The 24,991-nt window shown below is 54.6% G+C and carries 22 protein-coding genes; 8 read left to right on the forward strand and 14 right to left on the reverse strand.

Translation table 11 applies throughout. The features are described from left to right. Nucleotides 1–99: 99 nt before the first annotated feature. Both RAC65_RS00840 and RAC65_RS00845 read right to left on the reverse strand, forming a co-directional pair. The gene (locus tag RAC65_RS00840) at nucleotides 100–1,197 is read right to left on the reverse strand and encodes an alkene reductase (protein WP_039340582.1); all 1,098 of its coding nucleotides are present in this window, start codon (nucleotides 1,195–1,197) and stop codon (nucleotides 100–102) included. Between the two features lie 46 nt (nucleotides 1,198–1,243). Beyond that, a complete protein-coding gene (locus RAC65_RS00845; protein ID WP_205950101.1) occupies nucleotides 1,244–1,846 on the reverse strand; it encodes a TetR/AcrR family transcriptional regulator in 603 nt (200 codons plus the stop codon). A 124-nt stretch (nucleotides 1,847–1,970) separates the two neighbouring features. Between RAC65_RS00845 and RAC65_RS00850 the strand changes: the two genes are divergently transcribed. The 4 genes from RAC65_RS00850 to RAC65_RS00865 all read left to right on the forward strand — a co-directional run bounded on the left by RAC65_RS00850 (nucleotide 1,971) and on the right by RAC65_RS00865 (nucleotide 4,434). Further along, a complete protein-coding gene (locus tag RAC65_RS00850; protein ID WP_375096243.1) occupies nucleotides 1,971–2,261 on the forward strand; it encodes a DUF1289 domain-containing protein in 291 nt (96 codons plus the stop codon). Nucleotides 2,262–2,326: 65 nt separating this feature from the next. Then, nucleotides 2,327–3,223, forward strand: coding sequence for an aldo/keto reductase family oxidoreductase (locus tag RAC65_RS00855; protein WP_033741168.1), 897 nt, complete (start codon nucleotides 2,327–2,329; stop codon nucleotides 3,221–3,223). An 82-nt stretch (nucleotides 3,224–3,305) separates the two neighbouring features. Then, entirely contained in the window at nucleotides 3,306–3,824 is a 519-nt protein-coding gene (gene sodC, locus RAC65_RS00860; RefSeq protein ID WP_039340579.1) for a superoxide dismutase family protein, read from the forward strand. 142 nt (nucleotides 3,825–3,966) lie between these two features. Next, nucleotides 3,967–4,434, forward strand: a complete 468-nt coding sequence (locus RAC65_RS00865) for a hypothetical protein (protein WP_039340576.1) — start codon at nucleotides 3,967–3,969, stop codon at nucleotides 4,432–4,434. Here the strand turns inward: RAC65_RS00865 and RAC65_RS00870 are convergent, their stop codons facing one another. The 3 genes from RAC65_RS00870 to RAC65_RS00880 are packed head-to-tail and all read right to left on the reverse strand — an operon-like array spanning nucleotide 4,435 to nucleotide 7,537. After that, entirely contained in the window at nucleotides 4,435–6,435 is a 2,001-nt protein-coding gene (locus tag RAC65_RS00870; protein WP_375096244.1) for an FUSC family protein, read from the reverse strand. After that, a complete protein-coding gene (locus tag RAC65_RS00875) occupies nucleotides 6,432–7,289 on the reverse strand; it encodes an efflux RND transporter periplasmic adaptor subunit (RefSeq protein ID WP_375096447.1) in 858 nt (285 codons plus the stop codon). The genes RAC65_RS00870 and RAC65_RS00875 overlap by 4 nt, the downstream gene beginning before the upstream one ends. Nucleotides 7,290–7,294: 5 nt before the next feature. Then, nucleotides 7,295–7,537, reverse strand: a complete 243-nt coding sequence (locus RAC65_RS00880; RefSeq protein ID WP_006118996.1) for a DUF1656 domain-containing protein — start codon at nucleotides 7,535–7,537, stop codon at nucleotides 7,295–7,297. 143 nt (nucleotides 7,538–7,680) lie between these two features. On the opposite strand from RAC65_RS00880, the gene slyA reads away from it, so the two are divergent. Continuing rightward, a complete protein-coding gene (gene slyA / locus RAC65_RS00885; protein WP_006118997.1) occupies nucleotides 7,681–8,118 on the forward strand; it encodes a transcriptional regulator SlyA in 438 nt (145 codons plus the stop codon). Between the two features lie 46 nt (nucleotides 8,119–8,164). Here slyA and slyB read toward each other — a convergent pair whose 3' ends face one another. Continuing rightward, nucleotides 8,165–8,632 carry an outer membrane lipoprotein SlyB gene (gene slyB, locus RAC65_RS00890; RefSeq protein ID WP_006118998.1) on the reverse strand — a complete coding sequence of 156 codons (468 nt, stop codon included), beginning with the start codon at nucleotides 8,630–8,632 and terminating at the stop codon, nucleotides 8,165–8,167. Nucleotides 8,633–8,914: 282 nt separating this feature from the next. Between slyB and anmK the strand changes: the two genes are divergently transcribed. Then, entirely contained in the window at nucleotides 8,915–10,036 is a 1,122-nt protein-coding gene (gene anmK / locus RAC65_RS00895; RefSeq protein WP_006118999.1) for an anhydro-N-acetylmuramic acid kinase, read from the forward strand. 49 nt (nucleotides 10,037–10,085) lie between these two features. Here anmK and RAC65_RS00900 read toward each other — a convergent pair whose 3' ends face one another. Together RAC65_RS00900 and RAC65_RS00905 are read right to left on the reverse strand one after the other, a co-directional pair. Next, nucleotides 10,086–10,319, reverse strand: a complete 234-nt coding sequence (locus RAC65_RS00900; protein ID WP_006119000.1) for a DUF4060 family protein — start codon at nucleotides 10,317–10,319, stop codon at nucleotides 10,086–10,088. 228 nt (nucleotides 10,320–10,547) lie between these two features. Further along, nucleotides 10,548–11,759 (reverse strand): diguanylate phosphodiesterase, encoded by a 1,212-nt coding sequence (locus RAC65_RS00905; RefSeq protein WP_110267815.1) that lies wholly within the window; start codon nucleotides 11,757–11,759, stop codon nucleotides 10,548–10,550. Nucleotides 11,760–12,460: 701 nt separating this feature from the next. On the opposite strand from RAC65_RS00905, the gene RAC65_RS00910 reads away from it, so the two are divergent. Then, complete coding sequence (locus tag RAC65_RS00910) at nucleotides 12,461–12,736, forward strand: hypothetical protein (protein WP_033741176.1); 276 nt, start codon at nucleotides 12,461–12,463, stop codon at nucleotides 12,734–12,736. A gap of 167 nt (nucleotides 12,737–12,903) precedes the next feature. Here the strand turns inward: RAC65_RS00910 and RAC65_RS00915 are convergent, their stop codons facing one another. The 6 genes from RAC65_RS00915 to RAC65_RS00940 form a co-directional block, all read right to left on the reverse strand. Continuing rightward, nucleotides 12,904–13,668 carry an SDR family NAD(P)-dependent oxidoreductase gene (locus tag RAC65_RS00915; RefSeq protein WP_375096245.1) on the reverse strand — a complete coding sequence of 255 codons (765 nt, stop codon included), beginning with the start codon at nucleotides 13,666–13,668 and terminating at the stop codon, nucleotides 12,904–12,906. A gap of 138 nt (nucleotides 13,669–13,806) precedes the next feature. Next, a complete protein-coding gene (gene glgX / locus RAC65_RS00920; protein ID WP_033741181.1) occupies nucleotides 13,807–15,879 on the reverse strand; it encodes a glycogen debranching protein GlgX in 2,073 nt (690 codons plus the stop codon). A gap of 59 nt (nucleotides 15,880–15,938) precedes the next feature. Then, nucleotides 15,939–18,470, reverse strand: a complete 2,532-nt coding sequence (gene treY, locus RAC65_RS00925; RefSeq protein ID WP_375096246.1) for a malto-oligosyltrehalose synthase — start codon at nucleotides 18,468–18,470, stop codon at nucleotides 15,939–15,941. Further along, on the reverse strand, nucleotides 18,467–20,254 hold the full coding sequence (gene treZ / locus RAC65_RS00930) for a malto-oligosyltrehalose trehalohydrolase (protein WP_375096247.1): 1,788 nt from the start codon (nucleotides 20,252–20,254) through the stop codon (nucleotides 18,467–18,469). The genes treY and treZ overlap by 4 nt, the downstream gene beginning before the upstream one ends. Nucleotides 20,255–20,719: 465 nt before the next feature. Beyond that, nucleotides 20,720–22,984 carry a catalase HPII gene (katE, locus tag RAC65_RS00935; RefSeq protein WP_375096248.1) on the reverse strand — a complete coding sequence of 755 codons (2,265 nt, stop codon included), beginning with the start codon at nucleotides 22,982–22,984 and terminating at the stop codon, nucleotides 20,720–20,722. Between the two features lie 512 nt (nucleotides 22,985–23,496). Beyond that, nucleotides 23,497–23,673 carry a general stress protein gene (locus RAC65_RS00940; RefSeq protein ID WP_375096249.1) on the reverse strand — a complete coding sequence of 59 codons (177 nt, stop codon included), beginning with the start codon at nucleotides 23,671–23,673 and terminating at the stop codon, nucleotides 23,497–23,499. Between the two features lie 326 nt (nucleotides 23,674–23,999). Here RAC65_RS00940 and RAC65_RS00945 point away from each other — a divergent pair, with 326 nt between their 5' ends. Further along, entirely contained in the window at nucleotides 24,000–24,968 is a 969-nt protein-coding gene (locus RAC65_RS00945; RefSeq protein ID WP_058701997.1) for a UV damage endonuclease UvsE, read from the forward strand. Nucleotides 24,969–24,991: the final 23 nt, after the last annotated feature.

The raw sequence follows: 24,991 nt of genomic DNA on the forward strand, positions 1-24,991 counted from the left end.
AAAAACGTCATCCCCGGATGACATAAATATGCAGTATAGCGACGATCATCGCCAAACAATAACCGCAGCCGTGACACCTTCTCACGGCTGCCTGCTGTTTTACAGCGCAGGATAATCAGTATAGCCCTCTGCGCCACCGCCGTAGAACGATTCGGGACGTTGTGGGTTAAGCGGAGCATCTTTTTGTAAACGCTGCGCCAGATCCGGGTTGGCGATGTAGTCACGACCAAACGCAACGGCATCGATCAGGCCACGGCTGATCAGGTCATCGGCTTTTTCGACCGTGTAGGCGCCGGCACCAATGATGACGCCCGGGAAGGTATCCCGCACTTTCTGGCGGAACGCATCGCTGTAAGGCGTGCCGCCTGCCCAGTCCGGTTCGGACATGTGCAGATAAGCGATGTTGCGTTTCGCCAGCTCAGCGATAAACCACAGCGCATCTTCTTCTTCGTTCGGACCGTTATCCAGGTTCTGGAAACTGCCAACAGGCGACACGCGAATACCTACGCGGTCTGCGGACCAGTTAGCAATGGCGGCATCGACGACCTCCAGCGCAAAACGGCCACGGTTTTCCACGCTGCCGCCGTAGGCATCGGTACGATGGTTAGACGACGGCGACAGGAACTGATGCATCAGATAACCATGAGCAGAGTGCAGTTCCAGCAGGTCGAAATCAGCTTCACGCGCATTGGCGGCTGCCTGACCAAAATCCGCCACAATCTGCTGGATTTCACTGACGCTCAGCTCGCGCGGCATCGAGGTATCTTCGCGATACACGCTGCCGTCTTCAGCACGCAATGAGGTGCGGGTGCCTGCCGGAATGGCGGACGGTGCAACCGGTGCCTTACCTTCAGGCTGAACGCTGTTATGTGAAATGCGGCCGGTGTGCCAAAGCTGGACTGCGCTGTGGCCGCCTGCCTGATGAATGCCCTCATTGATGACTTTCCACGCGGCAATTTGTTCCTGCGTGTGCAGGCCTGGCGCGCCCGCATAACCTTTCGCCTGGAAGGAGACCTGAGTCGCTTCAGTGATAATTAACCCCGCACCCGCACGTTGGCGATAGTATTCGGCCATCAACGGCGTCGGGATATCGCCCGGTTCGATGCTACGTAAACGCGTCAGTGGGGCCATAAAGACACGATGAGGAACGGTAATTGCGCCCACTTTTAACGGACGAAACAACTGAGTACTCGCCATAACAACTCCTTTCAAGTAGACCGGTCGTCTACAAATGGTGGTTTTTTTAAACCAGCGGTTTTGTTAGCCACTGTTCGATGGTAATTAAGGCCAGCCGCATGGGCTGTGCATTACGGGATAGCTTGCTCTGTAAACTCGCACCCAGCCAGAGAACATACAGCAGTTCAGCCAGTTGCCCCGGAGGCGAGGGCAGAGATAAATCCTCTTCGTGCTGTGCCTGCGTCAGCGCCTTAACATAGACGGCGATAACGTGGCTGGCTCCCTGCTGCAAGGCTATGCGCATAGGCTCTGACAGGTCGCAGACTTCGGCTGATAATTTTACGCTCAGGCAGCCCACAATATTGCCCTGCCGTTCAAACAGATCGAGCGCATGGCGAAAATGGGCCAGTAATCGCTCACCCGCCGATCCCGCAGGCTGGAAGAGCTGCTGCTCAAGGTTCTGCAGGTAACGGACAAAGTACCGCTCAAGCAACGCCACGCCAAAGGCTTCTTTAGAGGGAAAATAGTAATAAAACGATCCCTTAGGGATCTGCGCCTGGTTCAGTAGCTGGCTCAGGCCCATGCCGGTAAAGCCCCGTTGCAGACAAAGCGATTCGCCTGTCGTCAGCAGGTGTTCCCGGGTTTCATTACGTTGCGGCATCTTATTCATGGGGTTCATCCTGGTAGACCAATCGGTCTAATGCAAACTTTTATCGCGCGCCAGGCACGCAGTGTTAAATTGAAGGCGATTTAGAGTGAATAAATTGTTCAAGTTATGATTATTTCTTGCACAAATGCCGGACTCTGGCTTCAATAGACGTATCACCTTTTCAGTAGAGGCCGTTGTGGCAGAGCAGCTTGAGTTTTTTCCGGTACCCAGTCCCTGCCGGCGTATTTGCGAAACCGATTCACGTGGCTACTGCAAAGGCTGCCTGCGCAGCCGTGAGGAACGTTTTAACTGGCTGCAATACAGCGACAGTCAAAAGCGTGAGGTGCTCCGCCTCTGTCACCAGCGCCGTTTGCGCCTGTTACGTCAGCAGCACAAAGAAGAACCGCAGGAACCGCAGCAACCCACCTTATTCTGACCGCATGGTGATTTCCGTTATACTCCCTGACACACATCCAGCCTCAAGGCCACAGGGAGAACACTATGCTACAACCGCAAGCCATCGCGCCACAGGGCCCCGACTTTTCACCGCTGATTATGGGCTATTGGCGTTTGATGGAATGGGGCATGACACCACAGCAGCTGGTGGGGTTTATTGAGCACCATCTTTCACTGGGCATTTCGACGGTCGATCATGCCGACATTTATGGTGATTACCGCTGTGAGGCCGCATTTGGTGAGGCGCTCAGACAGGCCCCGGGATTACGTGATCGGCTGCAGATCGTCACCAAGTGCGGTATCGCGACCCGCGCAAAACCTGAACACCAGATTGGCCATTACATTACGGAAAAAGCGCATATTGTGGCCAGTGCCGAACGCTCGCTGGGACATTTCAATACCGATCGCCTTGATCTGCTGTTGATTCATCGCCCCGACCCGCTCATGGCGGCCGATGAGGTTGCCGAAGCCTTTCTGCACCTGCATCAGGCAGGCAAAGTGTTGCATTTTGGCGTGTCCAATTTTACCCCCTCGCAGTTTGCCCTGCTGCAGTCTCGTTTGCCGTTTAGCCTCGTGACCAACCAGCTTGAGATCTCACCCGTTCAGCAACATGTTCTGCTTGATGGATCGCTGGATCACTGCCAGCAGCAGCGTTTGCGCCCAATGGCCTGGTCGTGCCTGGGGGGCGGACGTCTGTTCAGCGATCCGCATTTTCAGCCGCTGCGCGACGAGCTGGAAGCCATTCGTCAGGAGATCGGGGCATCAAGCCTTGAGCAGGTCGTCTATGCCTGGGTGATGCGTCTGCCGAGTAAACCCTTGCCCATCATCGGGTCAGGCAAAACCCATCGCATTACAGAAGCGGCAGGGGCGGCCGGGCTGACGCTCAGTCGGCAGCAGTGGTTCCGCATCCGCAAAGCCGCACTGGGCTATGACGTGCCCTGAGCGTAAACATTCGTCAATTTGCGGCAATCTTTGCGCTACGGGGCCAGGCTTAAGCTGAACCCCAGAGCAAAAAGGAGCCACAATGAAAGTGAACGCAATTGCGATAGCGACGCTGTTAGCCTGCGGTGCCGCGCAGGCGGCCAGCGAACAGGTGACAATTCATGCCGTTTCGGCGCAGGGAATCGGCAATGCCATCGGCACGGTAAATATTGAAGAGACGCAATACGGTTTGCAACTGACGCCCATGCTGGAAGGACTGAAGCCGGGCATTCACGGTTTTCATGTCCATGCGAAAAGCAGCTGTGAACCCGGCGAATCGGAAGGAAAAAGGGTGGCCGCGGGGGCGGCAGGGGGGCATCTTGATCCGGCGAACACCGGCAAGCACCTGGGGCCTTATGCTGAGGGCCATTTAGGGGACCTGCCTGCGCTCTATGTCGATGCGCAGGGTAAAGCCACCTATCCGGTGCTGGCACCGCGCATTAAAACGCTGAGCGAGGTAAAAGGCAAAGCGTTGATGGTGCATGTGGGCGGGGATAACCATGCGGATCACCCACAACCTTTGGGCGGTGGCGGGGCACGGTTTGCCTGCGGTGTTATCTGACGCTGTGTGTCGCTGATGGCGGCAGATTTTGCCGCCATCACGGCTTTTCGCTTGTTGACAATTTGTTGTAGCATCATCGTCTTATTCCCCCCTATGATACTGATTCCCGTTACAAAGCCTGACAAACTGAGGAGCAGTGCAAATGAAATGGAAGGGCGCCTGGCTACTGTGTCTGTTGCTGGCAGGATGCGATAAACCCAATGATACGCAACTGATCACAGAAACAGGACGTGAACTGCAGCGCACCATTGATACCAGTTCAGCACGCCTTCGCTGCGAAGAGATTGCGAAGGGCCGTGAACGGCTCAGTCGGGATGTGCGGCAAAAGCTTGAAGCGCAGCATTGCCAGAATGTTCTGCGCAGCGCCACGGAAACCAATTTCACGGATACCACCATTTACCGGCATAACACGACAATGATTTGTGGTGGCATCCTGGGCAAAAGTTTTACGGGGTCGATGATTTACCGGCGTTTTATCTATTCACCCGACGAAAAAGCCCTGGTGATTGAGCCTGTTTCCGAAGCCGATAAAACCCGGTTCGAAGGGCAAAAAACCGTTCAGCAACTTCAGGATGATTTTAACCGGCAGCACCAGCAGTATTGCCAGTAATCAGTCGGGAATCGCCTGTTTCAGCTGCGCCAGTGAACAGCGCAACCGCCACAGCAGGCCGGCCAGCGTGCCGGCGTCGGCACTGTTGACACTAAGCGCCTCTTCTGTGAGGTCCTGAAGCGCGTCCAGCGCGGTGTCCAGGTGGCGATGCTGCACACCGTGTAAGCTCATAATATTCTGTAGATTGTGCAATGCTTCGCTCCGGTACTGGTTCAGTAGCAGTGTGTCTGTTTGCCAGTCACGCAGTTGCCAGACGAGATGGGAACAGTTAAGCAGAACGACGCCCCAACGCAGTAGCCAGACGCGCGCCGTTTCATCTTTACTGTTACTGAGTTGACCAATTTTATGATAAATCAGCGATTCAAAACGGTTCTGATCCCGATGGGGATGCTGACGAAGCTGATCCAGAAACGCCAGCCTCAACGCCTGGATATGGCGACGGCTGCGGCGTGAATCGGAGCTGGGACGCAGGATCTGGAAAGCCAGCCAGGCCAGCAGCACACCGCAGACTTTCGCTATGTTATCGTTCACGAACCCCTGATAATCCCAGTCGGGCGGATTGGTGACGGCCAGAAACGACCCCAGAAAAACAATAAACTGGCCCCACATCGCCGCCCGCTGTTTTTGCTGTACCCGGAACAGTTGTAGCGTCAGCAGCAGCGGAAACAGGATGGCCAGCAGTTGCCACAGCTGATTAAACTGCACCATCACACCAAATTTAAACAGCACGCTAAAAGCAAACAGCCAGAGCAACGTTTTCAGTAACAGCGTAATGCTGCCTGTGGGCGAAAGGGCCGAGGCGTAAAGGACACAGGCAATCGCCGTAAACGTCAGGGCCGAGGCACCCGAGGTCCATTGTGTCGCGATCCAGAATGCGCAGCCTGCCACGATGATGCTGAATGTTCGTAGCGCACTCCAGCCGGCTTCGGCGCTGTCACTTTCGCTGGCCAGCGCAGACACTGCAGGCGGTTGAAAGCGGGTATCGGCATCAGCCTGTTCCAGTTGCCTTATCCAGCGCAACACATTGAGATACATCCAGCAGAAGTAGCGCAGCCGCTGACAAAACGCCCGTTGCCGGTAATCACCATCGCTGGCAGGGGTGATGCTGCGTAACAAAGCTGCCAGCCGGTACTTATCACAGTCCGGTTTTGCCAGCTCCTGCGTAATGCGTGTTAAAGCCTGATACAGCGCTTCCGGCGCATCTGGCCAGTTCAGCAGCATGCGCCGCAGGCTGGACAGGACGCTGGTCAGACGAAGCTGCTGATGCAGGATATAGTTCAGAACGTTATTTTGGCGACGAAAGCGGTAATGGCTCCAGAATGCCTGGATACGCAATAAATTCATGGTCAGGATCTGGCCAATCACCGCTTCATGAGCGTGACGGATCTCGTCGTTCCGGGTGTCCTGCAAGAGCAGCGTGGCGTGATCCAGCAGACGCGTGTGCATCTGCTTCAGGGCGGTGATCAGGGCTTCACCGTCTGACGTACTGGGCAGGATCATCATCATTAAACCCGCACAGAGCAGCCCGGAAATCACCTCACAGACGCGCGCCTGGGCAATGTCCCACAGGCCACTGATATCGGTCAGATTGACACAGCTGAAGGCAATGATCGCCGCAGTGTACCCGGCCAGCGAAAACCCATAGGCGACATTATTTTGATAGTGGTTGGCCACCCAGGTACACAGCGCCAGCCAGCCTGCGATAAAAAAGGCAAACAGCCAGGGTTCATTAAGCGTATGGCCCGCAATCAGCAAGGCGGCCGTTGCCCCCAGCAGGCTTCCAACAATACGTCCCAGACTCTTACTGATCACACCGCCGATTGTCGGGAAGCTTACCACCGCAGCGGAGGTCATGGCCCAGTAGGGTTCGTTAAGATCCAGTCCATAGGCAATGCTAAGAGCCAGGCACATGGCAGCCGCATTACGCAGAGCATAACGCCACTGATTGCTGTCCGCTTTCAGCCAGGGCAGGTTTTGCCAGGCCAGTCCGTTGAGGTTCATGGTTGTATCGTAATCGTGCAGGTCGTACCGGCGATTAACAGAGCGTTATCCGGGAGAGCAGCGAGACGAATGCGTACAGGAACACGTTGAGCAAGGCGCACCCAGGGCACGTTCGGTTTGATATCGGGCAGCAGCCCACTGTCGGCGTCCAGACTCTGATCGTAAATCGCGCGCCCTATGCTCTCAACCTGACCGGATAACTGCCGGCCCGTACTGTAGAGCGTCACCTGAGCGGCCGCACCCGGACGAATATGGCGCAATTTGGTCTCTTCAAAGTAGCCCACGACATAAAAAGCGTGACTGTCCACCAGCGCAAAAAGCGGAGTGCCAGCCGTGGCGAAATTGCCGGGACGTAGTGTCAGATTGCTGACCCAACCGTCCGTGGGGGCGTTCACGGTGGTTTGCTGTAAATTCCATGCGGCCTGTTCACGCGCGGCCTGCGCGGCCTTGACGTTGGCCTGCGCCGCCGCTGCATTCAGTCGGGCGACATCCAGATCTTCGCCCGAGATGGTATTGCGCGGCAGTTTACTGCGCCGGTTGAATTCATTTTGGGCTTTCGCCATATCGGCCTGCGCCTGGCTCAGCTGTGCGTCGGCTTTATGCAGAGCGATTTGCCAGGGCACAGGATCCAGCGTCAGTAACCGATCCCCTTTATGTACAAACTGATTATCGACCACGTTCAGTGCCGTGATCCGTCCCGAAATTTGCGGGGTGATCGTGACCAGCTCGGCACGTACTTTGCCGTCGCGCGTCCACGATGACTGCATGTAGTAGTTCCAGGCCCACCAGGCGCTGAGAAGCGCCAGCGTGAAAACAATCAACGTAGAAAAGTACTTTAATCCTGAAAGGTTCATCTTTTTCATCCGTGCGCCATTAACCAGAGTGCGCCTGTTACACACAACACAAACAGCGAGAGATCGAACAAGGTGGGATGCCAGACCTCACCCGACGCAAGCCAGCCGCGCAGAAGCGGGTGGATAAATAACCAGAGAACAAAACCGGCCAGCACCGCTTTAAACAGGGGAGGGAAATAGAGTGAGGCGCCGAAAATCAATTCGGAAAGCGGGCTGATGCTGAAAAATCCTTGGCGAATGATATCCATTGCAGTGCAGTATCCTGGAACCTGTGCGTGAAACAATTTCAGCCGAAACTGTTCACTTGGTTATTTGTAATTTAAACTTCGGGCTTGCAAAATGCTATACAATGCAGCTTGATAGCTGCGTACATACATTATAAGGAGATAGCATGGATACCCCTCTCGGCACGGATCTGTCCAGGCTGGTGCGAATCTGGCGAGCACTGATTGATCAACGTTTGAAGCCGTTAGAGCTGACTCAAACGCACTGGGTAACACTGCACAATATCCATCAACTGCCGCCTGAGCAGTCGCAAATCCAGTTAGCGAAAGCCATTGGTATCGAGCAGCCTTCTCTGGTCAGAACCCTGGATCAACTTGAGGAGAAAGGGCTGATTACCCGGACCACTTGCGCCCACGATCGCCGGGCCAAACGCATTAAGCTCACACAACAGGCAGAGCCAGTCATTCAGCAGGTTGAACACGTGATTGATATTACCCGGGATGACATTCTCTCCGGTATCAGCCGCGACGAAATCAACCAGATGGTGACGCTGATTGCGCGTCTTGAAAAGAATATTCTCGAACTGCAAAACAAAGAGAAATAAAACCGACGCGCAGTGCGACCGGCACCGGCGTCGGTTGGTCACTGCGTTAACGCGGAGAAACGGTAACCTGACTACCGTCGGTGGCCAACGCAACACGTTGTCCGACTGAGTAACGGCTGGCTGCCTGTTTCTGCACCACCATAATGGTGTTGCCGTCATCCTTACGGATTTCCAGCTCAACGCCGTCAGTTTTGTTCATTGCGCCTTGTACGCCCTGACCTGCAACGCCACCCAGCACCGCGCCTCCCGCTGTTGCCAGGCTACGTCCTGCACCACCGCCGATGGTATTACCCAGGAATCCACCCAGTACGGCGCCGCCAATGGCCCCAATGATGTTGCTGTCGTCTCCACCCTGGATTTTAACCGGGCGAACTGAGACTAAGGTACCGTAAGAAACACTTTGTACCTGCTTGGCCTCACTGGCACTGTAGGTATCGCCCGATAACGTATCGGTATTGCTACAGCCCGCCAGCATCGCACCAGTCAAAGCGACCACAATTAAACGCTTAATCATTTGAAACTCCTTTATTCAAGAATGCGCCATCTCTATCGCGAAATCCTGTAAACAGTATAAGACAGAAAACTGGCGAATTAACCTTCTGCGGAATAAAACATGGCTGTCGACAGCATAGACCGCAAATTTTTAACAATGATTCAATCAATCATAAAAATACCCGGGACGTTAACCACCAGACAGTTTATTGATTTAAAACAAAGTAATCGTGGATTCAGGGCCGATATTTTGTCAGGCTACAGGCAGCGTATTCACTTTTTCATCCCGATGAAAGGAACGGCTATGAAATCAGGACGCTACATTGGCGTGATGTCGGGTACCAGCCTTGATGGGGTCGATGTCGTGCTGGCCGCCATCGACGAAAATATGGTGGCGCAGCAGGCGAGCTACTGCCATCCCATGCCGCCCGACCTGCGCCAGAGCATTCTGGCGATTTGTCAGGGCCAGGCAGTGACGTTGTCGCAACTGGGGCAACTGGACACGCGACTGGGCCAGCTATTCGCTGACGCAGTACTGACGCTTATGCAGCGCGAGGCGCTGGAGATGAGCGATGTGGTGGCGATTGGCTGTCACGGTCAAACGGTATGGCATGAGCCGCACAGCGCGGCACCCAATACCTTACAAATTGGCGATAACAACCAGATAGTGGCGGCAACAGGCGTGACGGTGGTCGGGGATTTCCGTCGGCGCGATATGGCGCTGGGTGGGCAAGGCGCGCCGCTGGTGCCTGCCTTTCATCAGGCCCTGTTAATGGATGCCACGGAACGGCGCATGGTGCTGAATATCGGCGGTATTGCCAATCTCTCCCTGCTGATTCCGGGGCAGCCCGTGCGCGGCTTTGATACCGGGCCGGGCAATATGCTGCTGGACGCATGGATATGGCGTAATCAGGGCAAAGCCTATGATAAGGACGCGAACTGGGCGCGAAGCGGTAAGGTCAGTCCTGCGTTACTGGAAGCGCTACTGCGTGAACCCTGGCTGGCGCGGGTGCCGCCCAAAAGTACCGGACGTGAACTGTTTAATCTGGGCTGGCTTGAACAGCATTTGCGCCACTTTCCCGGCATCGCTGCTCAGGATGTGCAGGCCACGCTAAACGAATTTACCGCCGTGACCATTGCGCAACAGGTACAACTCAACGATGGCTGCGATCGGTTGCTGGTATGCGGAGGCGGCAGCCGAAATCCGTTGCTGATGGCCCGCCTGGCGGCGCATCTGGCCGGAACAGAAGTCACGACAACCGATACCGTCGGGATTAATGGTGACGACATGGAAGCGCTGGCATTTGCCTGGCTGGCTTACCGCACACTGTCTGGTTTGCCGGGCAATTTACCTGCGGTGACCGGGGCGCGGGAGAAAAGCATCATCGGGGCGATTTATCCGGCGAATCCGCGCTTTTACCGCTGAGAGAAAGGGGACAGGTTTGTCCCCTGAGCAGAAGGCGCGTAAAACAGCATCAGGCCACGCCGGGCAGGTGCGTCAGTTTACGCACGCCGGTAATGACGGTGGCGACGATCGTTTCACGTCGTGTAATGACTTCAACCTGGTAGTATTTGCTGCGATAGGCAATTGAATAGATAACCGGATGGTATTTATTTCCCTCACCATAGCGGGACATATGGGCTTCAAGCGCGCGCGAGGCGGCTACGATATGGACGGGTTCTTTATCACCGCGGATGATTTGCTTCATTCAGTTCCTCAAATGCTGTACCTGTGGGGCGCGCCTTAAAACGGCGCGTGACTTCGGCCTTTAACACTGAACATCTGACTGCTTAACATCTTTGATAATTTAAAAACAGCGTGCACGTCGACTATTGCAATGCGATGACACAATCTGAAACGCGCTTCTAATATTTAGCAGCGCGTTTTCAGTCCGGCAAGGAAGAACGAAAAATTCACTTTCCTGCGGATAACCGTCTTATTTTAACTCAGGCCAGGTAACAGAGGAGACGCCGTTGACTTTCGGCCAGGAGAAAAGAAACCCCTGGAATTGTGAAACGCCGGCCGCTTCCAGCCACATCCATTCTTCGGGCTGTTCAATGCCCTCTGCAATCACGGTAATTTCCAGTGACGAACAACAGGCTAAAATAGCGTGCACAATAGCCTGCTTCGGGCCGCTTTTATGCACATTGCTGATAATGCTGCGATCAATTTTTATTTTGTCGGGCTGAATCTGCGTCAGTAAGGATAGCCCGGCATAGCCCGCGCCAAAATCATCCAGTGCCACGCTGATGCCCGCTGCTTTGAGCTGTTTCAGCGCCGCTGCAAAGTCGTCAGGACGGGAAATGATTTCATTTTCGGTAAACTCGACCACGATCTGCTCAGGAACCAAATCGTGGGCATAGATTTCAGTAAGCAGAAACGTTACGGCATCCGGCACCAGCACCAGCGACATGGGCAACAGGTTGACTGACAGCATAATGCCTTCTATCCCCAGCGCCTTCGCCTGTGCAAAAGCGATGCGTTTGGACTGCAGATCGTCGCGGTAGATGTTCTCCGGCGGGAGGCGTGAAAAGTAATCCTGTTGTGTTTCGCCCTGCGAGCCCCGAAGCAGGGCTTCCAGCGAGACGATTTTACGTGCAAGGGGATCGATAATCGCCTGAAAAGCAAAATTGACGCCTTCGTGATTAATCAGCGCGTCGTCACCTTCGCGCACTTCCTCATCATCACTGATAAAATCCCAGCTTTCCGCTGAGGGAATTTCAAAATAATTCTCTTTTTCCCGTGCTTCGACAAAGGTGCGCAAAAATTTAAGCGCTCTGTCTTCATAGGTCAGCTGATATTTGGTTGTGCCTTTTTCAAGCACGGCATTAAGCACAGTGGTTTTATCGTATTCACGCAGATCAAACAGCTCCATGCCCACGTTACCGAAACGGCGGGAAGGCGCATAATCCCGCATTAATTCCACAATATTATGATGGCTGGTATCACGGCAGATACGTTCGTAAACCGCCAGTACATCATTCTCTGGACCTTCAAGAACCTGAAAAAAATGGGTGCCATTAAATAATAAGATGCCGGTAACGCTTGATGACTCATTAATTTTATTGGCTTTAGCGACCAGGCCTTCCAGCATTTTCAGTGGAACATGATCAGCGATGTGACTGCGATAGATAATTGTCAACAACATAACGTCTTCCAGATTCTTGTTCTTTTTACCGCACACATTGCCAAAACCCAGACCGGGCGGCCCCGAGCCTGCGTGAATGCCGTTGCAAAATGTGTTTGAGCCAGGCGTTTCCAGCATGGCGCAAGGAGGGTGCTTACCTGTGAGGTTCCGTTGTCACAGACGGGTTAATAGCGTTCAGATCACGCTGTCGGGCATCAACCGATTTGCTCTGGTTTTTTCTTTACCAGCGTGGTATCGCATCGTTTCCATTATATCAGCACTTCGACGTCCGGCGAGGAAATCCTGGTGTCTTTTTTGCAGTTTATGAACGGTTAATAAAGCAGTTTCTCTGCCTCAGCAGTCAGGTTACGCGGGGTAATCAAATTTTCTCTTTTATTGTCTCCTGCACGGGATTTAAAAAGGGTAGTGCCTTGATTTGGTATGATTTTCTCAGCGGGAGGCCAGACGATAAGGCCGAACGTAATGATTAAGACGGCGAACCGAACTTTTCGTATAAACCGTTTTGTAAAACAGGATGCTGATGCAACATTAACGGAAGGGCGAAGATGGGTTGCGAATAAATCTCAAAACCACCGTTTTATAATTGCCTGCGTAGTTTTAGGCATAATTCTCAGCTAGTGTTAATGACGCTACATTATTAAATAAAATCATACTTTGCTTTTTCTCACCTGATTGATACAGCAACCACCGGGGGCAGTACCATGCTTAAATCAAGCTACTATTATGTGTGTCCATACAACAGAAGCGGATGGATCATTCATAAAGAAGGCTGTGTTCATCTTTATAACAGCCGTGGCCGGGAATTTATTGGTTCACTGTATAGCCGTCAGCAGGCGCTGACAGTGGCAAAAATCCATCATCCCGAAGCGATTCTGTGTACGGTCTGCCTGAGCCATTATGTCTGTCCCACAGCCGGCAACCGTCTCACTTCCCGTGGCCGTCCGCTGCCGACACGACATACGCCAAAATCATCCTGAATAAGGCTGAGTGATAAAGCAGGGGACTATGATGTCAGAAGGCGGAGGGCGCCGGTCAGCCCGACGTGCCAGAAGTTGAAATGGCGGTTGCTGAGCCCGTGAAATAACGGGCAGCGGCGCTGTCGTGCAGTCAATAAAAAGCAGCTGCGAACAGCTGCTTAAGTCGGTTAAGCCTGTTTAGGCTGACCGTTTGAGGCGGTCAGGCCGCCATCGACAGGCAGATTCGCCCCGGTAATGTAGCGGGCGTCGTCGCTGGCAATAAACGCAATCGCATCAGCGATATCTTCCGGCTCCCCGGCGCGACGTAGCGGAATTCGGTCGTAGAAGCGTTCAAGCAGTGCCTGATCGTTCTTAACGCCTTCGGTCAGGTCGGTAAACGTAAAGCCAGGACAAATGGCGTTGACCCGCACGCCATCGGTGCCGTAGTCCATCGCCAGTGAGCGGGTAAAATTGGTGATTGCGCCTTTCGCCGCGTTATACACACTCATGCCCCAGTCGCCGCCCAGGCCTGATACTGACGAAATGTTCACGACGTTGCCCCGGGTTTTCAGCAGGGCAGGCATAAAATAGTGCACGCAGTGGAAGACGCCGTCGAGATCAACGCTCATCAGCTTTTTCCAGTCAGCGAGTTCAATCTCGTGAATGCGGCCCTGCACGATGATCCCGGCGTTATTCACCAGCACATCAACGCGGCCATATTTTTCTTCAACGCGGCTTGTCAGGTCCTGAACCTGGTCGGCTTCAGCGACATCACAATCGGCAACCATATGGTCCTGACCCGACAGTTGTGCCGCGACCTTTTCCAGTTTATCCCGGGTACGTCCCACCAGCACAACAGACGCGCCTTCCTCCGCAAAGCGTTTTGCACTCGCTGCGCCAATTCCTGATCCGGCGCCTGTCACTACAACGATTTTTCCTGTAAATCTGGACATGTTGCCTCCTTAATGGCGTTGCTTTTCTGTTGATACGCGTTTAAGCCTGGCAGCCACCAGGCTCAGGTCAAGCGCAGCGCGTCCGGATGCGCAGAGTTTAACCTGAGCAATCGCGGTACGCGTTGCGCTAACGCCGGCCTACGGCCTTCTGAACAGCGCCATACTGCGGCCTTCCAGTTCGAAGTCCTTTTCCTTGGTAATCACCAGACCGCGTTTATCCACATCGCTGGTGGTCAGTTCCAGCACCCAGCCGCCGTCACCGAACTGCGGAATACGGAAGGGCACATTACCCTCGAAAGGATTAATTAACATCAGCACGTCATACCAGATTCCTTCCTGATTCTGCAGGTCGGGCCGACCGATATAAACGCCAAGGGTTGAGCCTTCATCCCACTGTTCAGCCTGTTGCAGACCGCCGCCCGCATTGAACCATTTAATTTCCATGCCATCGCGCCAGCTTTCGCGCCGCAATAACGGCTGGGTTTTACGTAAGGCGATAATGTGACGGGTAAATTCGCGTAACGCTTCGGCGGAAGGGGGCAGATTGTCCCAGTGAACCCAGGAAATTTCACTGTCCTGACAATAGCCGTTATTATTGCCCATCTGGCTACGGCCAAACTCATCGCCTGCCAGCAGCATGGGCGTACCGTGCGAGAAAAACAGGGTGGCCAGGAAGTTACGCTTCTGACGCTCACGGACGGCATTGATGCCTTCGTCATCCGTCGGCCCCTCAACGCCATAATTGTACGAACGGTTATCGTTATGCCCGTCGTTATTGTCTTCACCATTGTCGGCATTATGTTTCTCGTTGTACGACACCAGGTCGTTCAGCGTGAAGCCATCATGCGCCGTGATAAAATTGACGCTGGCCCAGGGGCGGCGACCGCGCTGGTCATACAGATCGCCGGAGCCAAGCAACCGCGCCGCAAAGTCGGTAGAGACATTATTGCCTTTCCAGTAATCACGCACCGTATCGCGATACTGATCGTTCCATTCCGCCCAGCCCGGCGGGAAACCACCGACCTGATAACCACCCGGACCAATGTCCCACGGTTCCCCGATCAGTTTTAATCGGGAAAGCAGCGGATCCTGAGTAATGGCGTCGAAGAAGCCGCCGCGTGGATCGAAGCCTTCCGGTTCACGTCCCAAAATTGTACCCAGATCGAAGCGGAAGCCGTCGATATGCATGGATTCTGCCCAGTAGCGCAAGGAGTCCGTGACCATCTGCAACACACGTGGATGCGAGGTGTTGACCGTGTTACCGGTTCCGGTGTCGTTAATGTAGTAACGATGCTGGTCCGGTAATGTACGGTAGTAGGAGAAGTTATCGATGCCTTTAAACGACAGGGTTGGACCGAGCTCATTGCCCTCGGCCGTGTGGTTATAAACCACGTCCAGAATCACTTCGATACCGGCATCATGGAAGGCGCGCACCATATCGCGGAATCCCTGAATCCCACGCGGGCCGAAATAACGTGTGGCCGGGGCAAAAAAGTTCAGTGAGTTATAGCCCCAGAAGTTTTTCAGCCCTTTATCCAGCAGGTGTTGATCGTCGGGAAACCAGTGCACCGGCAGCAACTCTACTGACGTAATGCCCAGACTTTTGATATAGCCCACCGTCGACTGATGGCTCATGCCATCGTAGGTGCCGCGCATCTCCGGAGGTAACGCCATGTTCAGTTGGGTGAAGCCTTTCACATGGGTTTCATAAACGATGGTTTCTGACCAGGGAATCTGCGGCCGGTTCTGATCCTGCCAGTCAAATTCGTTCGGATCGATGACGCGACATTTCGGCGTAAAAGGCGCACTGTCGCGATCGTCAAACGTCAAATCTTTATCGTCGTGATACAAATCATATGCGAAGTGCGCCTCATTCCAGGCAATATCCCCGGCCAGTTCGCGCGCATACGGATCGACGAGTAATTTGTTAGGGTTGAATCGGTGACCGTTTTCCGGGTCGTAAGGGCCATACACCCGGTAGCCATAAAGCGCACCTGGCTGTAAACCCGGCACGTAACCGTGCCAGATCTCATGCGTAAACTCTGGCAGCTCCAGACGGGCGATCTCCTGCTTGCCGCTGGGATCATAAAGACACAGCTCTACGCGTTCTGCATGCGCAGAAAACAGCGCAAAGTTGACGCCTTGCCCATCATAATTTGCCCCAAGCTGATGGGCCGATCCCGACGTAATTTCAAAACGATGATTTGACATCTGTCCCTCTCAATTAACGAACCCAGTAACGGCGTTTTAGTCCTTGTACCAGCCTGTTTCTAGCAAGCTAACAGTGCCAGTGCCCAAAAGTTATTTAATCTGTCCAGCGCAATATGGTCGGTCAGGGTGATTTCCTCACCGCTCAGCAGATCGCGGTAGCGTCGATGCGCCAGCGTCTCAGGCAGCGGGATCGCGGTGTCATCCCAGCGTCCGGCAGGTGGGGACGTCAGCGTCTGTAGCGTGTTAAAAATCAATCGCGGCGTAATCACGATAATCGCCTCGTCACCCTGCGTGCGGGCAAACGCCAGCAGCGCGTCCTCATGGGCGCCCTGTGCCGTCAGCGGCAGGTACGCGCCCCGGGCAAACAGCGCGGGGTGCGACTGCCGGGCGTTCAGCAAGGCCTGCGTGGCATACTGGTTCACGTGACCACTGAGCCAGCCCTCAGGCGTATCGGGCAGCGCGGTGATGCCAGCATGCAGCATCTTGTCCAGCGCCGCGTAATCGGGCTCACGCCGGTTGTCTGGATCGACCAGGCTGAAGTCCAGCGCTTCACTTCCCTGATAAATATCCGGCACGCCGGGTGCGGTAAGTTTGATGATTCGCTGGCTCAGACTGTTTATCAGCCCGGCCTGAATAAACGGCTGTAATGCGGCGACAAAATCCTGCAGAAAAGCCTGATTATCAGGGGAGAGCAGATGATGAGCGTAATCGAGTACCGCCTGTTCGTAGTCCGTATTGTTTTCCGTCCAGTCGGTACGCAGCTTGGCTTCACGCAGGGCTTTTTCAACGTAGCCGGCAAAGCGCTCGGCCAGGGCTGCCAGTCCGGCACGATCATCCGGTTGCAACGTCGGCGGCCAGACGCCCGCCAGTGCCTGAAAGAGTAGCCATTCCACGGTGGCTTCGGGTGCCGGACCTTCCGCAAGCGAGCGGACCGCCGGGCGATTCAGCTCACGCCAGCGCGCGACGCAGGCTGCCCACTGCTGCGGTGCTTCTGTCAGGGTATAGAGACGGGCACGGGCATCTTCGCCACGCTTGGTATCATGGGTTGAACTGGCGGAAAGAGCATCGGGCTGGCGCGCAAGGCGGTCCTGCATTTCCTCATGAAACTGCGCCGGTGAAAACTGCGCCTGCAGCGGTTCTGCGCCCACTTCATTCAACGCCAGCGCCATGTTTTGACGATAAAACAGCGTGTCTTCGATGGATTTCGCCATCAGCGGGCCGGTCAGTTGCTGGAAACGTGTACGGAAGCTGCCTGCCTGCCCGGTCACCGCATGCGCCACATCACCCTGCATAATGCGCAGCAGGAAATCCAGCGCGTGGCTGTCCGGTGCATGGGCTGATGCCTTGACGTCTGCGGCGACCGCCTGTAACCGTTGCTGGTCATCGGCGGCCAAGCCCTGCGTATTGCCATAGGTACGATAAACCGGAAACGCCACCAGCAGCTCACGCAGCGCGTTACGCAGATCGTCCGGGCGCACGGCGACGTTTTCATCTTCGGCAATAGCCGTGGCCAGCTGCAGCAGACGTGAAAACTCGCCGGCAAAGTTACGGTCTGCCATCAGGCATTTCGCTTTACGCAGTTCCTCTTCCATCTGCACGTCAGCGCCGCTGACGTCTTCCCAGGCCTGACGCAGTGACCCAAGCGTTTTATTATCCACCAGCACATGAGACAACGCGCTGATAAATTCATAGCCCGTGGTGCCCGAGATGGGCCAGTCGGCCGGAAGGTGTTCTCCGGCGCCCAGGATTTTCTCAACGGTGAGATAACAATCTGGCCCGGCGGCCTGGCGGAGTTGCTCCAGATAGCCTTTGGGATCGGCCAGCCCGTCAACGTGGTCAACGCGCAGTCCGTCAACCGCACCGCTGTGTACGAGGCTCAGAATAAGCCGGTGCGCATCTTCGAACACCGCCGGATCTTCCACCCGCACGCCCACTAAACCGGTGACCTCGAAAAAGCGACGATAGGAGAGGTCGTGTGCAGCATCGCGCCATGACATCAGCCGCCAGGGCTGCTGCTCATGCAGTGCCGCCAGGTCGCCTTTGCCGCTGAGCTGGAGCACCGCCGCTTCATGACCCTCCCAGCTTGCCGGGGTCAGCGGATAATAGCTTTCGAAATAGGCCAGCGCGGGCTTACCTGTATCGGGATCGCGCTTCACGCTGATCTCGCCATTTTCCAGCACGGTATCGATATCGTCGCCCAGGAACGGCAGTGTTAAGCGCCGTGACCAGTCAATATCAAAGTAACGTGCATAGCGGCTGTCCTGACCATGCTCAAGGACGTCGCGCCACCAGCCATTTTCCAGCGAGGCCGCCATGTGGTTGGGTACGATATCAATAATCAACCCCAGTCCGGCGGCTTTCAGGGCGCTGACCAGACGATCAAAGCCCGCACGACCGCCAATGGATGGATCGATCGCGTTGACGTCGGTGACATCGTAGCCGTGGGTGGATCCCTTTGTAGCGGTAAAAATGGGCGAGGCATAAAGATGGCTGATGCCCAGGTCTTTCAGATAGGGCACCAGCGCCGCAGCACGATCAAACGTCATGCCGTTACGAAACTGAATACGGTAGGTAGCGGTTGGAATACTCATTTGCTGTCTCCCGCAGCCAGACGAACCACGATGGAATGTTGGGGCAACCGATCGGCCGCTTGTGGCCAGGCAAAGAGGGTTTCACCGGGCATTTCAGGCAGCGGCTGGGCCTGCTCACCTATGTTCAGCGCCATGGACAGTGTCCCCGCAGGGAAGGTCCAGCTCACGGCAACAAAGCCCTCGGCGGTCGCCAGCACCTGACCGCTGTGACCGCCTGCGGTGGCCAGCAGCGGGACAATGGACTGCTGTCGGATTGCCAGCAGTGACCGGGTCAGCGTCAGCCAGCGTTGGCCTTCCTCACTTTCCAGCTTGCGCCAGTCCAGCTTTGAACGCACAAACGTCGCTTCGTCGTTTGGATCGGGCACGCTTTCGCCCTCATGACCGGCATGGCCTTCAAACTCTTTTGCCCGGCCTTCACGCACGGCTTTAGCCAGATCGCCATGAAAATCGGTAAAGAACAGGAAAGGGTGGGTTTCGCCATACTCTTCCCCCATAAACAGCAGCGGGATATGCGGTGATAACAGTAATGTCGCCAGTAGCACCTGTGTGCGTTCAGCGCCGGCCAGCGAAATCAGCCTTTCGCCCTGCGCACGGTTGCCCACCTGATCGTGGTTCTGAATAAAATCAACAAAGGCCACAGGCGGCTGTCCCGTGCTGTCTACACCGCGTTTCTCACCTGACTGAACGGACACCTCACCCTGATAGACAAAGCCCTCGGCCAGCGCGCGCGCCACGCGTTTTTCAGGCTGATCGGCAAAGTCTTTGTAGTAAGCGTGCGTTTCACCGGTGGCGAAGACATGCACGGCATTATGGAAGTCGTCATTCCACTCCGCCGTAAACAGCGGCACGCCGCCGTTTTCCGTCCTGGGGTGCAGGAAAATGACGTTACGGCAATCTTCGGTGGTGAGGTGAATCTGGCGGTCAGGAATGTCCGCCCGGATCCGCTCAGCAATCTCCGTCAGCACGTGTTTGTCAGCGATATCCTCAATCTGATCGATGGCATCAAAACGCAGGCCGTCCAGACAATACTCCTGCAGCCAGAAAAGGGGCGCTTCCGCGATATAGCGGCGAACGGCGTCAACATCATAGGCAATACCCGCGCCCCATGGCGTCATGCGATCTTTGTGAAAGAAGTCGGGTGACAGCAGCGGCAGATAATTTCCGTCCGGACCAAAGTGGTTAAGCACGATGTCGAGTACAACTGCAATGCCATAGCCATGCGCGGCATCAATAAACGCTTTGAAATCGTCGGGCGTACCGTAGGCGGCATGCGGTGCGTAAAGCAGCACGCCATCGTAGCCCCATCCGCGCTGGCCGCCAAACTGCGAGACCGGCAACACCTCAATCATGGTGATGCCGGTCTCAGCCAGATAAGGCAGTTTTTTAATTGCGGCCTGGAAAGTACCTTCTTCCGTAAACGTGCCGATATGCATTTCATAGACCACGCTTTCCTGCCACGGACGACCACGCCAGTCGGTGTTCTGCCAGCGATAGTGTGTCGGATCGATAACCAGCGACGGTCCACTGACATCATCCTGCTGCGCGCGTGAGGCGGGATCGGGGATAACGGTGCCATCGTTCAGCACAAAGTTGTACGCTGCGCCCGCCTGAATGCCGCTGGCATGATATTCAAACCAGCCGTCTTCGGCGGGTGTCATGGCACTATCCTGACCGTCCAGTCGCAGCGTGACCTGCTGCTGGCCGGTCGCCCAAACGCGGAAACGCACGCTCCCGTCGGCCAGAAACTCCGCCCCCCAACTCTTACAAAATGCTGTCGATCCCATTCCGTTGCCTCTTTAATCAGAAAGTACGCAATAAGCACCCTCACGCTATCGGTCAGCCGAGGGTACGGGTTGAAAATGTTGTTAACGAGATCAGGCACCCAGGAGAGGGGAACGCCTTCATCACCTCTGCCTGCGTTACTATTCAGAAAGTGTTATGTGTCATACCGCTTCAGACGCCAGGCAGCGTCTGTTTCACACCATGCTTAAGCCCTAATCATAGACTACGTTGCCGCATTTACTGCGCGTGCCCGCCTTTGTACACGATTTATTCCTCAGCGAGGCTGATACGCACCGCCATCGGGCCCGCCCTGGTTTTCGCTGATCTTTATGGAAAATCAGATAAAACCCTGTGCCGTTATGCACAAAAAAACCGCCGTAAACAGCGGTTTCGCGGTCAAACAGGTGAATTTATGTGACGTTGTCACGATAACGTCAGCCAGACCCGAAAGCCTGGCTGACGCGCCATCAGGCCGGGATGGTTTCCGCCTTTTGGCTACGTGACCAGACGCGGTGTCCGGCCATGGCCGCCGTGAAATCATTCATCAGCGCGATTTCAGCATTGTCGGCTTCCACGATGCCGTCTTCCTGCTGATTCTCATCCAGGTCAAACTGCGCTTTAAAGCGACGCGCTTCCCCACTCAGACCAATGACTTTCAGGTGCTTGTACGCTTCCTGCAGGAAGTAGCGCGCATCACCGCTTTTCAGCAGCGCATCCATGTTGCCATTGGGGACGATCACGGCGTCGAACGTAAGGGAAGGCAGGCCGTTAAAGGTGGCATCGATGGGTAACTGTGATCCATCGTCGGCACTGACCTGGCCCATGTGCGCCGCCAGCAGTTTCGTATGCACGCCGGCCGTTTTCAGGTGTTGCAGGATATGCAGCACATCATCGGCGTTAACGCCCTCGCTGACTAACAGCGCCACCTGGCGGCCTTTGATATCCCCATCCGGGATCGCGTACAGGCTCAGGCTGTCATCTTTTTGCAGGCCGTTAACCTCTTTTGGCGCGGCGGTATTCAACTGGTCGTCGCTGAGCGCAATCCCCAGATTGGCGGCAACGCCCTGCGCCAGCGTGACGTCAATGCGCAGCAGATGATCGAGCACGCGCTCACGAATGTAAGGGCGAGCCACTTTACTCAGTTCAAACGAATACGCGCCAATAATATGTTGCTGTTCGATGGCAGTCTGGCTGTTCCAGAACAGTCGCGGCTGTGAATAGTATTCGCCGAATGAAGGGCTGCGTTCGCGCACTTTATGTCCTTCAATGCGCTCCTGATAGCTTTCAAAGCCGCCTCCTTTTGCCGCCGGTGGGGTTTCCCGTGGCCAGTTGTCATTGATCGAGTTCGGCTCGTAGTTGGCCGGATTGGTATCAATGTCCATCCGGTGCATGCCCTGACGCTGAAAATTGTGGTAAGGGCAAACCGGGCGGTTAATCGGAATTTCATGGAAGTTAGGCCCGCCAAGACGGCTGATTTGCGTATCGGTGTAGGAGAACAGACGGCCCTGAAGCAGGGGATCGTTGGTGAAATCCAGGCCGGGAACGATGTGACCGGGATGGAAGGCGACCTGCTCGGTTTCGGCGAAGAAGTTGTCCGGGTTGCGGTTCAGCACCATTTTGCCGACGCGCACCACAGGCACCAGCGCTTCAGGAATCAGTTTGGTGGCGTCCAGAATATCAAAGTCAAACTTAAACTCATCCTCTTCCGGAATCATCTGCAGGCCAAGCTCAAACTCAGGGAAATCACCCGCTTCAATCGCTTCCCACAGATCGCGACGGTGGAAGTCGGGATCGCGGCCTGTCAGCTTCTGAGATTCGTCCCACAGCAATGAGGCTTTACCGGCCAGCGGTTTCCAGTGGAAACGCACAAATGTGGCTTTACCTTCGTCGTTGATCAGGCGGAACGTATGAATGCCGAAGCCTTCCATCGTGCGGTAGCTGCGTGGGATACCGCGGTCGGACATCGCCCACATAACGTTGTGCAGGGTTTCGGGCTGCAGCGAGACATAATCCCAGAATGTGTCGTGCGCACTCTGGCCCTGAGGGATCTCATTGTGCGGTTCGGGTTTCACCGCATGCACAAAGTCCGGGAACTTATGCGCATCCTGAATAAAAAAGACGGGCGTATTGTTGCCCACTAAATCAAAAACGCCTTCCTCGGTATAGAACTTGGTGGCAAAGCCACGAATATCCCGCACGGTATCCGCCGAACCGGCACCGCCCTGAACGGTAGAGAAGCGCACAAAAACCGGCGTGATCTGCTCAGGCTCGCTCAGAAAATGGGCTTTGGTCACGTCCTTCAGCGAGCAGTAAGGCTGAAAGTAACCATGGGCGGCCGAGCCGCGCGCATGGACGATGCGCTCAGGGATGCGTTCATGATCAAAATGGGTGATCTTCTCCCGCATAATAAAATCTTCAAGCAGCGTCGGACCGCGTGATCCGGCGCGCAATGAGTTCTGGTCGTCTGCAATACGGGTGCCCTGGTTGGTGGTCAGCGCGCTGCCTGTGCCGCCTTTGCGGTTCACCTCCAGCTGATCCAGCTTTGCATTACGCGTCTCAGGGGCTTTAAGGCTGCCGGGCGCCGTTGGTTGTTTCCCCGGTGGTGTGGGTTCGGCAGGAGGCTGATGTGAACCGTCTTTGGGGGCTAATGATCCCAGGCCGGGCTGTGAGGATTCGGGGCCGGTGGTTGGGGCACGGTGATTCAGGGGCGTAGTAGATTTCTCATTCGACATGACACATTGCTCCAGCTTTTTTTATACGACGTGAGGTGGCTGTAAATATAGAACACCTCACCGATTACGCCTGAAAATATTCTGTTTAACCGGTGCGCTTAAATATCGCACGGTGTGTGATGCCTGTTTTTTTATTTTCAGCAAAGCACAGGCGGAAATAATTCATTAGCGAAATTAAATGGCGAATTCTTGATGATTTTTATTTGTTTTTCATCTGGTTGATTGTTTTCTGTAAAGGCGGGGAAGGGCCGGGGTAATCGCCGCACGTTTATTTTTCATGCGGTACTTTCTGAAACAGGTCGCCTCTCGTGATTAACGCACTTTGCTGGCGATACGGTATTTTACGCATAGCGTTATACCGCTGCGCTTATTAAGATAAAGGGCGATGTGATTGAGTCAGACAAAAGACAAAGCAGAGCCGGTGATAGTGTGCAGAGCGGATAAAAGGGGAACTGACAGAGGAAAAGTGCCAGTCCATGGCGTCGTCCTTCCTTAAGGCGCCTTACTCAGAACTACTTAGACGTGCGTCGGCTGGTTTTGCCGCCTTTCCGACCGGCCTCCCTGGCTCTTTCAGGATCGTTCCTTAAATTACCTCCGCTGGCTTTGCCTCCTGCACTGCCAGCTTCACTGGCGCGATCAGGATCGTTAGCAAAATTTCCGGCTCCACCTCTGTATTTCTGTTGTGTCATAGTCAGACCTCATATCAGTGTTCCGTAAGATAAAAAGGACTAGCTAGTCACACTGTCATTTTAGTTGTTACAGGAAATTATGCCACTCTGCACACGCAGACTTTTTGCGGCTTTCGTAAGTTATTTCCCGAAAAATCAGTAAGTAATATTCTGTTACGGGTAAGCGGCTGTGACGGGATGAGTGACGCTTATCGTTCACCCACTGTCAGAATGGGTTTAATGAAGCATTACCTGGAAAGATGGTCATTAACCTATTGATAAAATTGCCCAAAATGGCGAGTTAAAAATTAGCTGTTACACTTTCTGGATACCTTTCAGGAGTGACTATGAAATTAGGCTTTGCATGCAAGTACTTAAATGCGGACGGCAAGCAGTTCTTTCCCTTTCGCGCCACCACCCGGACACGTTTTCTCCGCCTGGATAAGGCGCAGGGCAGCGCACTGCTTTATGAGATCGCGCAAACTAATTTGCAGAATCTGTATTTAACGCTGGAGGCGATAGCGACACAGCCTGACGCGTTAAGAATGATGCGCATTGGCAGCGATTTACTGCCGCTCTACACCGTGCCAGAAGCAAAACCCCTGTTTGCCCGTTTTTTGCCGGAACTGTATCCGCTTTTTGCCCGCTGCGGTGAACTGGCCAGACAGCATAACATTCGTCTGTCATTCCATCCGGGACAGTACAGCGTGCTGGCGTCAGACAATCCTGATGTAGTAACCCGCGCGCTGGAAGATGTGGAATACCATGCCCTGTGCGCCTGCCTGATGGGCTACGGCAAAACCTTTCAGGATTTTAAAATCAACATCCATATGAATGGCAAACGGGGTTTTGACGGGTTTAAACAGGCCTTTCACCGTCTCAGTCCCGAAGCCCGCCTGATGCTGACGGTAGAAAATGATGAGATATCCTGTTCGCTGGACGACGTGCTTCAGGCCCGTGCATTGTGTCCCGTCGTGTTAGACATTCATCATCACTGGGTGAAAGAGAATCAGTTTATTCAGGCCGATGATGTTCGTATTGCCCAAATTACAGAGTCCTGGCGTGGCGTACGGCCAGTATTGCACTATTCCATTTCGCAGGAGGGCCTTATCCCTGAGAAGGGGTTCCCCGATCAGCAGCAACTGGCGGTGCCAAAAACCAAACTGCGGGCACACTCCGATTATTATTTCAACGCGACGCTCAATGACTGGGCATTGTCGTTTAGCGATTTCGACATTATGTGCGAAGTGAAAATGAAGAACCTGGCCAGAGAAACGCTTTACACGCAGGCAAAAAGTCACAGGCTGGTGGCCTGACAGGACCGGCGGGCAAAAAAAGA

The sequence above is a fragment of the Pantoea sp. BS_8 genome, from assembly GCF_041954965.1.
GTDB lineage: Bacteria > Pseudomonadota > Gammaproteobacteria > Enterobacterales > Enterobacteriaceae > Pantoea > Pantoea stewartii.

Coding starts and splice junctions, on each gene's coding strand:
- RAC65_RS00840 (WP_039340582.1), bottom strand. CDS start 1,197: ATGGCGAGTACTCAGTTGTTTCGTCCGTTAAAAGTGGGCGCAATTACC.
- RAC65_RS00845 (WP_205950101.1), bottom strand. CDS start 1,846: ATGAATAAGATGCCGCAACGTAATGAAACCCGGGAACACCTGCTGACG.
- RAC65_RS00850 (WP_375096243.1), top strand. CDS start 1,971: ATGCCGGACTCTGGCTTCAATAGACGTATCACCTTTTCAGTAGAGGCC.
- RAC65_RS00855 (WP_033741168.1), top strand. CDS start 2,327: ATGCTACAACCGCAAGCCATCGCGCCACAGGGCCCCGACTTTTCACCG.
- sodC (WP_039340579.1), top strand. CDS start 3,306: ATGAAAGTGAACGCAATTGCGATAGCGACGCTGTTAGCCTGCGGTGCC.
- RAC65_RS00865 (WP_039340576.1), top strand. CDS start 3,967: ATGAAATGGAAGGGCGCCTGGCTACTGTGTCTGTTGCTGGCAGGATGC.
- RAC65_RS00870 (WP_375096244.1), bottom strand. CDS start 6,435: ATGAACCTCAACGGACTGGCCTGGCAAAACCTGCCCTGGCTGAAAGCG.
- RAC65_RS00875 (WP_375096447.1), bottom strand. CDS start 7,289: ATGAACCTTTCAGGATTAAAGTACTTTTCTACGTTGATTGTTTTCACG.
- RAC65_RS00880 (WP_006118996.1), bottom strand. CDS start 7,537: ATGGATATCATTCGCCAAGGATTTTTCAGCATCAGCCCGCTTTCCGAA.
- slyA (WP_006118997.1), top strand. CDS start 7,681: ATGGATACCCCTCTCGGCACGGATCTGTCCAGGCTGGTGCGAATCTGG.
- slyB (WP_006118998.1), bottom strand. CDS start 8,632: ATGATTAAGCGTTTAATTGTGGTCGCTTTGACTGGTGCGATGCTGGCG.
- anmK (WP_006118999.1), top strand. CDS start 8,915: ATGAAATCAGGACGCTACATTGGCGTGATGTCGGGTACCAGCCTTGAT.
- RAC65_RS00900 (WP_006119000.1), bottom strand. CDS start 10,319: ATGAAGCAAATCATCCGCGGTGATAAAGAACCCGTCCATATCGTAGCC.
- RAC65_RS00905 (WP_110267815.1), bottom strand. CDS start 11,759: ATGTTGTTGACAATTATCTATCGCAGTCACATCGCTGATCATGTTCCA.
- RAC65_RS00910 (WP_033741176.1), top strand. CDS start 12,461: ATGCTTAAATCAAGCTACTATTATGTGTGTCCATACAACAGAAGCGGA.
- RAC65_RS00915 (WP_375096245.1), bottom strand. CDS start 13,668: ATGTCCAGATTTACAGGAAAAATCGTTGTAGTGACAGGCGCCGGATCA.
- glgX (WP_033741181.1), bottom strand. CDS start 15,879: ATGTCAAATCATCGTTTTGAAATTACGTCGGGATCGGCCCATCAGCTT.
- treY (WP_375096246.1), bottom strand. CDS start 18,470: ATGAGTATTCCAACCGCTACCTACCGTATTCAGTTTCGTAACGGCATG.
- treZ (WP_375096247.1), bottom strand. CDS start 20,254: ATGGGATCGACAGCATTTTGTAAGAGTTGGGGGGCGGAGTTTCTGGCC.
- katE (WP_375096248.1), bottom strand. CDS start 22,984: ATGTCGAATGAGAAATCTACTACGCCCCTGAATCACCGTGCCCCAACC.
- RAC65_RS00940 (WP_375096249.1), bottom strand. CDS start 23,673: ATGACACAACAGAAATACAGAGGTGGAGCCGGAAATTTTGCTAACGAT.
- RAC65_RS00945 (WP_058701997.1), top strand. CDS start 24,000: ATGAAATTAGGCTTTGCATGCAAGTACTTAAATGCGGACGGCAAGCAG.